Genomic DNA, 13,027 nt, shown 5'->3' with positions numbered 1-13,027 from the left:
AACAAACACGGTCTCACCTGCGTCGACAACCACATACGTTTTTTAGGCAAGCGACGTAGGGTGAGACAATGATCCAGCGTGACGACGTGTGCATCCTCATTCCCACCTACAACGAGGCTGCAGCTGTCGGCGGAGTTATCGAAGGGTTTCGCGACGTTGGATACGAGCAGATTCTGGTCATCGACGGGGGCTCCGGCGACGGCACCCAGGAGATCGCCGCCGATGCCGGCGCACGCGTCGTCGAGCAGAGTGGGAGCGGCAAAGGGCAGGCAGTGCGGGAGGCAGTCGGGCTGATCGAACAGCCCTACGTGTTGATGATCGACGGCGACGCGACCTACCACCCCGAGCAGGCGGATCGAATGGTCGAACCGCTGTTCGCCGGGGAGGCCGAACACGTCGTCGGCAACCGATTCGCCGACATGCAACCCGGCGCGATGACGCGGCTCAACAGGATCGGAAACGGGATCATAAACAGTGCCTTTCGTTATATCCACGGCCGGAACCTGAAAGATATTCTGAGCGGCTACCGGGCGTTCACTCGCGAGTCGTTCGAACGGCTCTCGCTGTCCGCCGACGGGTTCGGGATCGAGACCGAACTCGCCGTCGAGTGTGTCCGGCACAACGTCCAGACGACTGTGGTCCCGATAACGTACGAACCACGGCCCGAGGGCTCCGAGACGAATCTCCGTCCGGTCCGCGACGGTGGCCACATCCTGGTGACGCTGTACCAGATGGCGAAGATGAACAACCCGATCTTCTACTTCGGTAGTTTTGGGGTCCTCAGTATCCTGGTCGGGCTCTTCCTCGGCACGTTCGTCCTGTTCAGGTACTTCGTCGCCGGCGTTCCCCACGAGATAATCGCGCTCGGTTCGGGTGTGACGCTGCTTTTCGGCCTGCAGTTGATCATGTTCGGCGTGCTCTCTGATCTGATCGTGACGACGAACCGCCAGCAACGCCAGCAGATCGAACGGATCGAGCAGAAACTCGACGAACTCGAAACCACTACCGCGGCCGAAGAAGGGTCATCTCCGCCAGCAGAGACGGTCGCAGGCGAGGGTCCCGACACCAGGACAGAGGAGCCGAACGTACAGAGCCGGAACCACTAGAAGGGAACCAGCGAGCGAAGTCGATCCAGAATACCGCTCGACTCTCGTTTTGCCTCGAAGACTGGATGCAAGGCGTTGAGCAGGTCCTGCTGGGAATCGAAAGAGTGCTGATCGCAGGCAGCCAGCGCGTCGGAGAGCGTGATCTCGGTCCCCGACGCATCGACAGCGACGCTGAGATCACCGTGTGCAGCGTCGAGATCCGCCGCAGAAACGGGAAACGAGACGTTTCGCTCGTCTAGTCGTGCATCGAGCGCTGCGATCCCGAACTCGATGGCATCCGGTTCGGTACCAGTCCCGTTCGATGGAGGCCGAACTCCCATTACGTGGCAGAATGGTATCGAGCGGATTAAATACTGTTGTTCTCCCGATTACTCGACGGCCGGAAGTCGAACGACGAAGGTCGCCCCACCGAGATCAATCTCGGGTATCGGTGTCGATTCGTCGGCAAGCGAGAGCGTCCCACCGTAGTTCTCGACGATTTGATCAGCGATGTAGAGTCCGATCCCCGTCCCACCTGACGCGTCGCCGCTCCATCCTCTCTCGAAGAGTCGGTTTCGTTGGCTGTCCGAGAGCCCGGAGCCGTTGTCTGTGACAGTGATCACCACGTCGCCGTCGTCGAGTCTGCCGGCCACGACGACCCGTGGCGTCTCGGCGTCGTTGTGCTGGATGGCGTTGGTCAGCAGGTTCCGGAATACCGATGCGAGCAGTTCGTTGGCCCGTACCCGGACCTTGGGCAGTACCCCCAGGATGGAGAGATCGGCGTCCGGGTACGAGGATCGGCAGTCGCCGAGTTCCCGCTCGATCACGAACGCGACCTCGACGGGCGCGTAGTCGACCCCGGTATCGAGCATCACGTCCGCGACCTCCCGGGCCGTATTCGTGAGATCGATCGCCTGATGGATGCTCCCCAGGGCGGTCTCGACCTGTTCGGTGCAGCCGATACTTCCACGGGCTTTGATCACTTCCATCGACGCCAGCGCGACCTGCAGTTCGTTGCGGATATCGTGGCGGACCATCTCGTTGAGGACGGCCAGATTGTCGCGTTGCTGTTCCAGTTGCTGTTCGTACTCCTTGCGCTGACTCACATCCTGCTGGAAACCGAGATAGTGCGTTGTCTCCCCGTGTTCGTTTTCCAGCGGCGAGAGTGTCACCTCGTTCCAGAACATGCTCCCGTCTTTCCGGTAGTTCTGAAGGGCGACCTGGACGGAGTCGCCGCCCTCGATCGCCTCGCGCATCCGCTCGACAGACTCGTCGCTCGTCCCCTCCCCCTGGAGAAACCGACAGTTCCGGTCGAGTACCTCGTCTTCGGGGTAGCCGGTAACCCGTGTGAATCCCTCGTTCGCGTAGATGATCGGTGCGTCGTCCAGCCGCATATCAGCGATCGTGATCCCGAACGGTGTTTCCTCGATCGCCCTGGTTTTGAGCTGGAGATTCTCGGCAACCGCGATAACATCTAGCAGGTTCTCGTCGGATTTCGACATGGAGAGTCGTTGGACTACCTACGTCGGTGGCTGGTTTGGGTGTTGGGGGTCGAACTCGCTCCGGGACCGTTCGCATCGAGTGAGAATCAGCATGAACAAACTAATAGCAGTATCCGCACAACATCTGGTATGAGCAGCACCGATCTCGAGCGGGAACTGGCTGCCGTCGGCGACCGATTCGACTTCGGGGAGTACGAAACTGAAGCCTACATCACCATCCTCGAACACGGGAGTCTCACTGCCTCGGAGATCGCCGAAAAGACGGATATTCCACAGCCACGGGTGTACGATACAGTCCGGAGTCTGTCCGACAGCGGACTGGTCGAACTCCACGAATCACGGCCGATGCGCGTGGTCGCAATCGACCCCGAGGAGGCTTTTACCTCGGTCCGGTCGACGCTCGACGACCTCGTGACCGGGCTCTCCGAACGGTACGTCGCCCCGGCACGCGACGACGAGGTCGTCTCGCTCGTGAAATCGCGCCAGACGATCCTTCGATACATCGAGGAGGTGATCTCCTCGGCGGAGTACGAACTCGTGCTGGCGCTGACGCCGGATCTGCTCGCCAGATACGAGAACCTGCTCGCGGATCGGCGTGACGCGGGTGTCGTAATCGAGTTGCTCGTCGCGCCAGCGGCTGACATTCCCGACCCCGAAACCTACGACTACGGACGGGTCGCGACGACGGCCCGCGCTCGCCGCGGTATCACGACACCGGTCGTCGCCGTCGCTGACGGCCAGTACTCGGTGTACAAACCACAGGAAGCAGCCAGTGACAGCGACGACGACCGCTACGGCGTGATCTTCAACCGCTCCGAACTCGGCTTCCTCGTCTCCGGGTTCCTGAACACGGTCGTCTGGACCTCCGCGAAGACGGTGCTCGAACGGTCTGACGACCGACCGTTCCCCCGCCGGTACGCGACGATGCGGCGCTGTATCGACGACCTGTCCAGTCTACCCGGTGAGTTCTACGTCTCGGTCAGGGGACGTCGGGTCGAAACCGGCGAACGGTGCACGATCAGCGGCGAAATCGTCGAAATCGCGGTCGGACGTAACCGCGAAACCGCCGCGCTCACTGTCGACACGGGCGACGAACTGCTCGATATCGGCGGCCAGCTCGCTGCACTGGAAGACGTCGAGGCCTACGAACTCGCAGTCGGCCGCGACGAACCACCGGAGCTGTGAACTGTCGGTTCTGATCGCGCTTCCCGTCAGTGATCGCTATCTGCAGTCCCACCACACGACGCAGGAGCGCCTGGTAACTCTCCGTCCACGGTGACCCCAAAATCTAAATACCCTCGGTTCGAAATAGTAAGTGAATAGTAACTTAAACTAATATGATAAAAGTTTTCCGATAGCGGCCAGCTACTCTAACTACTACGAGAGGCCCTCGACCACCAGTTCGTTCGACTCGCAGCGACACTCAGACGAGCTACAGCCACAAAATGTCAGAAGAAATATATAGAAACACCATCGATTGGGACGAGTACTGGGACGAAGCCGACGAAGCGGTGCGTGCAGACACGAGTCCGAGTGCGAATCTCGTGCAAGCGCCGTTTCTCGAATTCCTCGGGGCGCAGTTTCCCGACGGGCCGGACTCGTATGCCGACGTCGGCTGCGGCCCCGGTGACCTCGTGTTCGAGGTTGCCAGCCAGTACCCCGACGCGACCGCAGTCGGCTACGATTCTGCGACGGCAGTCCTCACAGAGAATCGCGAGCGCGCCCACGAGCAGAACATGGACTGCAGCTTCGAGCAGGCCCTGCTCCCGGAGTTCGACCCCGGCCGCAAGTTCGACGTCGTCTCCTGTCTGTTCACCCTCTGTTACATTGCGGATATCGAGTCTGCACTGGAGACACTCTACGACGCGGTCGAACCCGGCGGCTACCTCGTCGTCCACTACCACAACCAGCTCGCACAGTCCCATTTCAGTACTATCGCACAGTCACCCCACGAGTACCTCGACGAGGACTCGGTCTGGAACCCCGAGACGTTCACCGACCGGTTCGAACTGGTGATCGAGGGCCAGAGTCTGCTGTCGTACGAGCGCATCCACGAGGTACTCGGGAGCTGGCCACAGAGCCTGTTTTCCGTCGCTGACAGCGTCGATCCGTACCCTGCGCATCGACACGAACCGCTCGTCTACGTGCCAAAGTGAGCGGAACAGCTGTACTGAAACTAGCTATCTACAGCCCGTTCGACACCAGTGCCACGGCCGACAGCAGAAAGATCGATCTGCCCCTCGGGCATCGGGACGCCGGTGTACGGATCGTCCGAGCAGAGGAGCGAGCCGTCGAGATCCGCGTACTCGACGAGCGGTGCGATGTGACAGGCGGCAGCGATCGAGGCGTTGCTCTCGACCATACAGCCGACCATTACCTCTAGCCCGTGTGCCCTCGCGGTCTCGATCTGGCTGATTGCCGGCCGGATCCCGCCGCATTTCATCAGCTTCACGACGACGATATCAGCCGCATCTGCGACTGTTGGCACGTCCGCGGCTGTGACACAGGATTCGTCGGCTGCAATGGGGAGGACAGTTTCCTCGGACACCTCTTGGAGTCCGGCGATATCGTCACCCGGTACGGGCTGCTCGACGAACTCGACGCCCGCGTTGGCCAACCAGCCGACCTTCTCGATCGCTTCTTCGACTGTCCAGTCGCCGTTGGCATCGACCCGGATTCGTGCCCGGGGAGCCACCGTCCGAATCGCGTCGATCCGGGCTCTGTCGTCGTCGCTCCCGAGTTTGACCTTCAGGATCGGGTAGCCCGACTGGCGAATCTGCTGGGCCCGACTCGCCATCCCGGCCGGTGAATCGATCGCGACGGTGTAGGACGTCGCCGGCGCACGCTCCGGAGCGAGTCCGAGCCGCTGGTACAGTGGCTCCTCGGACGCCTTCGCGACCAGATCGTGGAGCGCGATCGAGACGGCTGTACGGGCCGCGGCGTCGTCGGGCGCACACTCTCGAAGTCGCTGTTCGTGGGTCTGCAGCCTCGTCGGATTTTCCCCCTCGATTGTATCGAGGAGATCGGGCACGACCGATTCGACGCTATCGGCCGATTCGCCGTAGTACGCCGAGGGGGCTGCGCCACCGATGCCGACTGTCTCGCTGTCGTCTTCGATCCGAACCACGACAGTCTCGACAGCTTCGGTGGTTCCCCGTGAGATCGTAAACGCCGATTTCAGCGAGAGTTCGAGGCGCTCGAAGGTCGTCCCGGCGACGGCTGGTGGCGTCATAGCAGCGAATCGAACGGACCCGCGCCGGCGTCGTCGAGGCGCTCGAACTGTTCGGTCGAGAGGTCGACAGTCGCCGCCCGGAGATTTTCTTCGAGCTGGTCGGTGGTCCGCGCGCCGACGATCGGCGCGGTTATCTGGGGATGGTGGCGCTGGAAGGCGATGGCGACCTGTGCTTCCGAGGCTCCAACCTCCGCGGCAACCTCCCTGACGACGTCGAGCGTCTGGAAGTTTGCTTCGGTGAGATACCGGTCTTCCCAGCCCTCCGAGTCGGAGGCAGTCGAGTCCTCGGGCAAGTCGGCGTCGCGTTCGTACTTCCCGGTCAGAAAGCCCTGCGCGAGCGGACTCCAGGGGACGATCCCTAACTCTTCCTCGCGGCACATCTCCACGTACTCGCCTTCGATCTCCCGGTCGACGAGGTTGTAGCGCGGCTGTGTGACAGTAAACGGTTCCCAGCCGTACCGTCGGGCGAGTTCGTTCGCCTTCACGAGTTTCCAGGCGTTCGGTCGCAGCGTCGACGCGCCGAGATAGTTGACGCGACCATCCTGAACGAACCCATCGAGCGTGCGCATGAACTCGCGGGCCGGCGTCGCGTCGTCCCAGCGGTGGGTGTAGAGGATGTCGATATACTCGGTGTCCAGCCGATCAAGCATCCCCTCGATCTGGCGGCGGAGGTGTTTTCGGTTGAGGCCGTTTCCGTTCGGGTCGTCGTCGCGAGTCGGGAAGTAGATCTTCGAAGCGATGACAAAGTCCTCGCGGTCGCGGTCCGCCAGCCACTCGCCGATCCAGCGCTCGCTTTTGCCGTCACCGTAGACGTTGGCAGTGTCGATAAAGCGTCCACCAGCAGCGTCGTAGGTATCGAGCAGTTCGTGGGCACGTTCGCGGTCGATTTCGAGGTTGCCGGCGTCGGTCTCGCGGCCGAAGCGCCAGGTTCCGAAGGCGATCTCACTGACCTGGAGCCCCATCCGACCCATCGAGACGGTATCGAGTGCGATGTCCATAGCAGACATATCGGCTGCTGACGATAGAAAGGTTGGGACCGCACCGTCGTCGCATCGGCTGGGAATCTGTCTGCCGTCGGCCCACAAGATTATACAGTTTCAGCTATGGGTTAGTATATGACTACGAATCAGAGCTGTCGGTACAGCCATTTTGTGCCAGGACTGATAGTACGTGGATCGGCCGTGCCGACGAGGCGGGACAGATGACAGAGCCAGACTTGTTCGACCGACGGACAGTGCTCGCCGGCATGGCTGGCGGTGGTGTCGCATCGCTCGCGGGCTGTTCCTTTTTCCAGCGGGAGGACGACGGTGAAACCGAAACAGTGGACACCGACCGGGCGCAGTCACTCGCCGAGGAGTTCGCGCCGACGCTGTATTTCGACCGGAACGAGGAGTGGTATCCGACGGACCCACGACCGTACGAAAGCGAGCAGGACGAGAGAACCGTCGTCGATGGCTTCGACGCACTGAACGGCTACGTCGAACGCGGCGGGGGTGACGATCCACCGGAGCCGCGAGCCTTCTATCACGTCCGGCAGTACGAAGCGTCGTCACTCGCGGTCGTCCAGTACTGGTTTTACTCGGCGTTCGATCAGTTCACGACGAACTTCCACTGGCACGACTGGGAGCTGTTGCAGGTGTTCGTGGACACCGAGACGGAGGAACCACAGCTGTACGTCGCCAGCGCACACTCCCGGAGCGTCCCGAACAACGAGTTTCTCGATCCGGACCCCGACCGACGGCCACGGCTGCTCGTCGAACTCGGCTCCCACTCTAGCGGGCTCTCGGTCAACGGTGACGCGGATCGATTCCAGCGGTTCCCACTGGACGGCGACATCGCAGATATCACGAACAGCGTCGTCGACGGCCTCGAAGACGTCGTCACGATTCCGCTGGCTTACGGCCTGCCGCGGGACGAAGGCCTCAAGCTACCCTACGCAGTTCCGGAACTCGACGGCGACCCGCTGTACGAACACGACCGACTCCCCTCGGTGGATTCGTCGGATCTCATTTCGGATGCGCTGACGATCCGGTCGTTCGACGACCTGCGATCACCACCGACGAATCTCCCGGACCGGGAGACCAGTGACATATTCGCGTTCGAGGGGCGGGCGGGCGAGGATGCAGACCTGGCGTACGATCTCGTTCCGACTGCGGAACTCGAACACATCGAGGCGTTCACGGGACCGCAGTTGAGTTTCGAGTTCAGGATTCCGGATTTCGCCGAAGATCTGATCGCGAGCCACATCACGACGACGGGTGTCCCGTGGAAATCGACCCGGTACGACGCGCCGGCTTCCGACATCAGCGAGCGACGCCACCGACAGGCGCTCTCGGACCGATACGAAGCCATCGGCGAGCCCTCGCCGTTCAACCAGGTGATTGCCAAGGTGACGAACACCGTCACCTCCGACGATGCACCGGACGACGAGGGGGTGATGACGTCGGATTCACCACTCGAAATGTTCGCACTGTTACAGAGCGAACCCGAAGCTGTGCCGACGTTCCAGGGCGTCGCAGTCCTCCAGGACGTTCCGGAGGGCGAACACACGTTCACGATCAACGGCGCGGGTGTCGAACCACACAGTGAGACCGTTACTGTCTCGGGAGAGAACGAGACCACCGTCGCCGGTGTCGAGGGCGAGATACCGGTCGTGGCTCGCGAGAACGCGACGAAACTCGAAGTCGATCCCAGCGAGGCGGACAGCGAACTGACCAACCTCGCCGTGGAGGACGATTTCGCCGGGCGGCTGTACGATGCACCGCTTTCTGGCCCCGATGCGGTGTACGTCCACGAGGGCGGTGCGTTCACGACCGAACTCCGCGACAGCGACGACGAACTGGGTGCGGTCCGTGTCAACCCGTCCGACGAGGAACGTGTCCGGATCGACAACCCCCGGACGGGGAAGAGTTCGCTCGCAACCTATCTCGCCGACCTGGCCGAGGAGACGAGTGCCCAGGTTGCGGCTGTCGACGACGATCGTGACGATGACGACGACGATAGTGACGATGGCGACAGCACTGGTCGCAGTGGTGGCGGCCAGCAGAATGCAGTCCGGGGGCTCGCGAACGCGCTCGATGCCGTCGCCGAGGCGGCCAGGAGAGCGGCCGAACAGGCACAGGCAGGCGAGCGGGGCAACGCAGATCAGCGACTCGAAGCGGTTGCGAACCGACTCGAACGTGTCGAAACCCGGTTAGCCGAAGCCCGGGGCTCACTACCGGACGGTGTAGCAAACGCCAACGACAGACGTCTCGAACAGGCACGGCGGCGGGCAGAACAGGCACGGGCTGCTAAAAAGCTTTAAACAACCGACGGTGTCAGACGATCACCAGAACGATCGCCATGCAGACGAACGATAGCGCAAGCACTGCCACACCGACGGTTGTCATCACCGAGTTATACAGCATCCAGCCGCCAACGACGATTCCCGCCATCGCGACGATACTCAGTAGCAGTTCCTTCGACTCGGTGAACGTCAGGAGTTCATTTTCAGCCTCGGACATCGTCGACACCCCCCATTGGATGGCTCTGTGGCCGCTCTTTCTGTGTCGATACAGCTCCGGTGCCGGAGTTAGCTGGTGGTTTCATTGTTGTGGCCTCGCGACGTTCCGCCACGAATCGGTCAATCTCCCCCGTATGGACGTACGCTACTGTCCGTGATAAGTATTACACTATTTTTAATGAAAGTTAGGCGTAGGCCTCGAACTCCTTGCCGAAGGCGAGGAAGTAGAGTGTGCCAGCCAGTCCGACGACAGTTGCGAGTCCGAATGCCAGAATTTCGTTCCCCGGATAGGCGATGTCAGTCAGCGGGACGCTGAACCCGCCGTAGATCGCACCGCCGATCGCCGCGCTCGGGATGACGACCACGTTCCGGATGAGGTAGTACGAGCCAGCGACGCGACCACCCGTATCGCGCTCTGCCGGACCGACGATAAGCGCTTTGTGTGCCGGCAGCCCCGCAAAGCGAAGCCCGGAGTAGGCGAACAGGAGCGCGACGACCGTGGCATTCGCTGGTGCGGAGATGAGCAAGATCGGAAAGATGGCGTACACCGAAAAACCGAGCGCGACGACGGGTTTGAGCCCGATAGATTCCGCCGCCTTCGCGGCAATCGGCATCGAGACGAGCGCGATCGCCATCTCGATTGCCAGCAAGACGCCGAAAAACACGTCCGGGTCCAGCGAGAGGCTGCCGACCGCCAGTCCGACCTGCAGGAAGTCCGTGATGACGATCACGAAGAAGACGTACACCATCCCGTTGCCAAAGCGGACGAGCGTATCGGCGACGAGGAGGGGGCGGAGTTCCGGCGGCAGGTTCCGGAGGTCGTCGGCGATCTCGCCAACCCCCTCGAAGGATTTGCCGATCGCGGTGTCTTCGGGTTCGTAGAGGGCGTGCTGGACCATCGTCGCGACGACGGCGAAGACGACGGCGACTGCGAGGACGACCTGAAAGCCGACCTGGAAGTCGGCGAACACGAACAGGACACCGGCGGCGAGCAGCGGCCCGAGCAAGAACGCACTCCGGCGGAAGACTTCAGTACTCGCGAAGCCACGGGCGAGTCTCGACGGGGGCACGGACTGTTTGACGATCGCGAACGTCGCACCGAGGCCGAAGGATTTCCAGGCCTGTGCCAGGAAGAGGCCAACGAAGATCCAGAACCACGGTTCGATGGTCACGCCCGCGATGCCAATCGTCCCGACCGTCGGCGCGATCAGCCAGAACAGAAAGCCCAGACTGGAGAGGAGTCCGAAAAGCGTCAGCGACAGCCGCGAGCCGATCCGGTCGGAGAGCGCACCACCGGGATAGGGGTACACCGCCCCGATGATGTTACCGACCGTTCCGAACATGCCGATAGCGAACCCACTGGCACCGAGAACTTCCATGTATTTCGGGATGTACCGGCTCGTCATCTGGAAACCGAGACTGAACGCGAACATCGCGACCGAGAGAACGAGCACGTCGCGTTTGAACGAGAAAAACTGTCGGAACGGGTCGAGGAGATCCGGGGTTTCGGTCTGTTCTGCCACAGTCACCACCCTCGGCGGTCGAATGCGGGGATCGATCGAACCCGGCGACGGCGAGTTCCTGGGCGCATATTTGTTGCCTCGATTGCTGTAGTAAAATAGCTTTATCCAGCAGTATGCCACGAAACAATCTTTTGTATAGGTCGGTCACGAAATACGGGCAACAACCATGGATCGATCTGATCAGCGGCTGTATCCGAACGAGAACGGGGGGCAGTCCCCCCGACCCAGCCTCTCCCGGCGAACGGTGCTCGCGGGATCGGCCGCGGTCGGCACGGCGGCGACAGCCGGCTGTCTCGGAAGTGACGGCGACGGCGACGACGAAACTGGAGACGATTCCGGCTCCGGCGAGGTCGTGACCCGCCCGACGATGTTCGTCTTCAACACTGGCGACGGCACGGTCAACCTCGTCGATGTGGAGACCGACTCGGTCGTCGAGACGCGTTCGCTCGGCATGACCGCCTCATTTCCCTCGAATCAGTTCTCGCCACAGCTGACCGACCGGCCGGAGGATCCACTCTGGCTCAACGTCGACGACGGCGTCCGGGCCGTTTCGACTGGTCCGCTCGAAGAGCTGGCCGAGATCGAGACGGGATCGGGCGCGAACTGGCAGGAACAGACACCCGACGGGAGCCACCTCGTCGTCAGCACCCGCGAACCTGCCCACCGGCAGTTCAAAATCGACGCCGACCGGGACTCTGACTCGTTCGGCGAGGTGACCGGAGAGATCGAGCGCGGATCCGAAGGGGGTCGCGGGGACAACGACGGCCCAGGACCCTGTGACGTGACGATCCACCCAGACGGCGAGTACGCCTACGTCCCCGACCTGTTCGGCGACACGCTGACCGTCCTCGACATCGAGGCCTTCGAGATCGTGAATCAGATCGACGTGGAGAGCGCGGATGGGGCGGCACCAGCACCGTGGATGGGGACCGCCGCCTGGGACGGCCAGCGACTGCTGGTCGAACACAACAACGGTTCGGTCGGCAGCGAGAGCATCTGGGACCTGAGCGATCCGACAGAGCCAGTCGAACAGAGCCGACTCGTGCCAGAGGACGGACTCGGCGAGGGACCGCTGACCAGCGAGATCGGTCCCGACTCCGAGTTCGGTTACGTGTTCACACCGGGAACGAACGACGTGAGCGTGATCGATCTCGCCGCAGGCGAGGTCGATGGCCGACTCGATCTGGACGGCTCGGTCTTTGTCGGCTCCTGGGACCCCGACAGAACGAAGCTGTACGTCCCGGTCCAGACCAGCGGCGAGGTTGCGGTGATCGACAGCGAACAGCGGGAAATCGTCGACACCATCGCGGTGGGTCCCGAACCCTACGGTGTCACTGCGGCGACCGTTCGACTCGAAACCGGAGGCGAGGCTGCCGAGGGGCTCCCCGCGCTCGAACAGCTCACCGGCGAGTACGAGACGACCTACTGCATCGGCGAGTGTGCCTGTGGCCACGAACTCTGATTACCGGCCGGCGGTCAGTTCGACCGTAAATTTCTGACCAAATGGCGACTCGGAGGGAATATCCAGCCGCTCGTAGACGACTGCCGGGATACTCAGATCGGCCAGCAGGAGATCGCCAGACAGGTCAGCGAGCCCGGTTTTCGGGAGTGCGAGCGTGAGTGTGCGGGCTGGATCGACCGCGGCACCCGGCCGATCACCGCTCGTGGCGTCGATCCCGGAGGGTACGTCGAGCGAGAGGATCGGCACGTCGACGGAATCGATCCACTCGATCAACTCGCCTGTGCGCCCGTGCGGTGCACCCGAGAGTCCGTAGCCGAGAATCGCATCGACGACGAGCGAGGCTGCTGGTGGTTCGTCGGTCCTCACCGTGGCATCCATCTCCCGGAGAATGTCGAGTTGTTCGCCCGGCACGCCGTCCAGTTTGGATGGCTCCCTGTCGAGAACCACAGTCGTCGGGATACCCCGATTGAGCAGATTGCGGGCACAGACCAGCCCGCCACCGCCGTTTCCGCCACCTCCAGCGAGAACGACAATCTCGCGATCGGTCTCGTCACTCATCGCCAGTGCCTCGGCGGCCAGCGACCGCCCGGCGTGTTCCATCATCCGCGGGAGCGTCAGCCCGACCGCCTCGATGGCGACGCGGTCGACATCACGCATCTCGTCGGCTGTCACCGCCGTGACACTGGTCCCCGCTACCGTCTGAAATAGATCAGTTTGCATA

At 62.2% G+C, this 13,027-nt stretch carries 12 protein-coding genes; 5 read left to right on the top strand and 7 right to left on the bottom strand.

Translation table 11 applies throughout. From position 1 onward, the window contains the following. Positions 1 to 68 precede the first annotated feature (68 nt). A complete protein-coding gene (gene aglJ, locus EOW68_RS10300) occupies positions 69 to 1,106 on the top strand; it encodes an S-layer glycoprotein N-glycosyltransferase AglJ (protein ID WP_128225072.1) in 1,038 nt (345 codons plus the stop codon). Here aglJ and EOW68_RS10295 read toward each other — a convergent pair. Together EOW68_RS10295 and EOW68_RS10290 are read right to left on the bottom strand one after the other, a co-directional pair. After that, the gene (locus tag EOW68_RS10295) at positions 1,103 to 1,426 is read right to left on the bottom strand and encodes a DUF5789 family protein (protein ID WP_128225071.1); all 324 of its coding nucleotides are present in this window, start codon (positions 1,424 to 1,426) and stop codon (positions 1,103 to 1,105) included. The two genes, aglJ and EOW68_RS10295, sit on opposite strands and share 4 nt — an antisense overlap. Positions 1,427 to 1,474: 48 nt before the next feature. Beyond that, positions 1,475 to 2,587, bottom strand: a complete 1,113-nt coding sequence (locus tag EOW68_RS10290) for a PAS domain-containing protein (RefSeq protein ID WP_128225070.1) — start codon at positions 2,585 to 2,587, stop codon at positions 1,475 to 1,477. 129 nt (positions 2,588 to 2,716) lie between these two features. Between EOW68_RS10290 and trmB the strand changes: the two genes are divergently transcribed. Both trmB and EOW68_RS10280 read left to right on the top strand, forming a co-directional pair. Continuing rightward, positions 2,717 to 3,772 (top strand): HTH-type sugar sensing transcriptional regulator TrmB, encoded by a 1,056-nt coding sequence (gene trmB / locus EOW68_RS10285; protein ID WP_128225069.1) that lies wholly within the window; start codon positions 2,717 to 2,719, stop codon positions 3,770 to 3,772. A gap of 260 nt (positions 3,773 to 4,032) precedes the next feature. Further along, positions 4,033 to 4,743: a class I SAM-dependent methyltransferase gene (locus tag EOW68_RS10280; RefSeq protein ID WP_128225068.1), complete on the top strand. Its 711-nt coding sequence runs from the start codon at positions 4,033 to 4,035 to the stop codon at positions 4,741 to 4,743. A gap of 20 nt (positions 4,744 to 4,763) precedes the next feature. Here EOW68_RS10280 and EOW68_RS10275 read toward each other — a convergent pair whose 3' ends face one another. Then, positions 4,764 to 5,819, bottom strand: coding sequence for a dipeptide epimerase (locus tag EOW68_RS10275; protein WP_128225067.1), 1,056 nt, complete (start codon positions 5,817 to 5,819; stop codon positions 4,764 to 4,766). Further along, complete coding sequence (locus tag EOW68_RS10270) at positions 5,816 to 6,817, bottom strand: aldo/keto reductase (RefSeq protein ID WP_431358859.1); 1,002 nt, start codon at positions 6,815 to 6,817, stop codon at positions 5,816 to 5,818. The genes EOW68_RS10275 and EOW68_RS10270 overlap by 4 nt, the downstream gene beginning before the upstream one ends. Before the next feature lie 203 nt (positions 6,818 to 7,020). On the opposite strand from EOW68_RS10270, the gene EOW68_RS10265 reads away from it, so the two are divergent. Then, positions 7,021 to 9,123: a hypothetical protein gene (locus EOW68_RS10265; RefSeq protein ID WP_128225066.1), complete on the top strand. Its 2,103-nt coding sequence runs from the start codon at positions 7,021 to 7,023 to the stop codon at positions 9,121 to 9,123. A 13-nt stretch (positions 9,124 to 9,136) separates the two neighbouring features. On the opposite strand, the gene EOW68_RS10260 is transcribed toward EOW68_RS10265, so the two are convergent. Both EOW68_RS10260 and EOW68_RS10255 read right to left on the bottom strand, forming a co-directional pair. Then, complete coding sequence (locus EOW68_RS10260) at positions 9,137 to 9,322, bottom strand: hypothetical protein (RefSeq protein WP_128225065.1); 186 nt, start codon at positions 9,320 to 9,322, stop codon at positions 9,137 to 9,139. A gap of 184 nt (positions 9,323 to 9,506) precedes the next feature. Continuing rightward, positions 9,507 to 10,844 carry an MFS transporter gene (locus tag EOW68_RS10255; protein ID WP_431358858.1) on the bottom strand — a complete coding sequence of 446 codons (1,338 nt, stop codon included), beginning with the start codon at positions 10,842 to 10,844 and terminating at the stop codon, positions 9,507 to 9,509. Between the two features lie 166 nt (positions 10,845 to 11,010). Here EOW68_RS10255 and EOW68_RS10250 point away from each other — a divergent pair, with 166 nt between their 5' ends. Beyond that, complete coding sequence (locus tag EOW68_RS10250) at positions 11,011 to 12,306, top strand: YncE family protein (protein WP_128225063.1); 1,296 nt, start codon at positions 11,011 to 11,013, stop codon at positions 12,304 to 12,306. On the opposite strand, the gene EOW68_RS10245 is transcribed toward EOW68_RS10250, so the two are convergent. Next, positions 12,307 to 13,026 carry an NAD(P)H-hydrate epimerase gene (locus EOW68_RS10245; RefSeq protein WP_128225062.1) on the bottom strand — a complete coding sequence of 240 codons (720 nt, stop codon included), beginning with the start codon at positions 13,024 to 13,026 and terminating at the stop codon, positions 12,307 to 12,309. Position 13,027: the final 1 nt, after the last annotated feature.

This window comes from Halovenus amylolytica (genome assembly GCA_004015825.1).
GTDB lineage: Archaea > Halobacteriota > Halobacteria > Halobacteriales > Haloarculaceae > Halovenus > Halovenus amylolytica.
Note: the sequence above shows the minus strand (reverse complement) of the source record. Positions and strands in the feature narration are given on the sequence as shown.

What these genes read in the sequence shown, in the direction of transcription:
- aglJ (WP_128225072.1), top strand. Translation starts at nt 69, where the DNA reads ATGATCCAGCGTGACGACGTGTGCATCCTCATTCCCACCTACAACGAG.
- EOW68_RS10295 (WP_128225071.1), bottom strand. Translation starts at nt 1,426, where the DNA reads ATGGGAGTTCGGCCTCCATCGAACGGGACTGGTACCGAACCGGATGCC.
- EOW68_RS10290 (WP_128225070.1), bottom strand. Translation starts at nt 2,587, where the DNA reads ATGTCGAAATCCGACGAGAACCTGCTAGATGTTATCGCGGTTGCCGAG.
- trmB (WP_128225069.1), top strand. Translation starts at nt 2,717, where the DNA reads ATGAGCAGCACCGATCTCGAGCGGGAACTGGCTGCCGTCGGCGACCGA.
- EOW68_RS10280 (WP_128225068.1), top strand. Translation starts at nt 4,033, where the DNA reads ATGTCAGAAGAAATATATAGAAACACCATCGATTGGGACGAGTACTGG.
- EOW68_RS10275 (WP_128225067.1), bottom strand. Translation starts at nt 5,819, where the DNA reads ATGACGCCACCAGCCGTCGCCGGGACGACCTTCGAGCGCCTCGAACTC.
- EOW68_RS10270 (WP_431358859.1), bottom strand. Translation starts at nt 6,817, where the DNA reads ATGGACATCGCACTCGATACCGTCTCGATGGGTCGGATGGGGCTCCAG.
- EOW68_RS10265 (WP_128225066.1), top strand. Translation starts at nt 7,021, where the DNA reads ATGACAGAGCCAGACTTGTTCGACCGACGGACAGTGCTCGCCGGCATG.
- EOW68_RS10260 (WP_128225065.1), bottom strand. Translation starts at nt 9,322, where the DNA reads ATGTCCGAGGCTGAAAATGAACTCCTGACGTTCACCGAGTCGAAGGAA.
- EOW68_RS10250 (WP_128225063.1), top strand. Translation starts at nt 11,011, where the DNA reads ATGGATCGATCTGATCAGCGGCTGTATCCGAACGAGAACGGGGGGCAG.
- EOW68_RS10245 (WP_128225062.1), bottom strand. Translation starts at nt 13,026, where the DNA reads ATGCAAACTGATCTATTTCAGACGGTAGCGGGGACCAGTGTCACGGCG.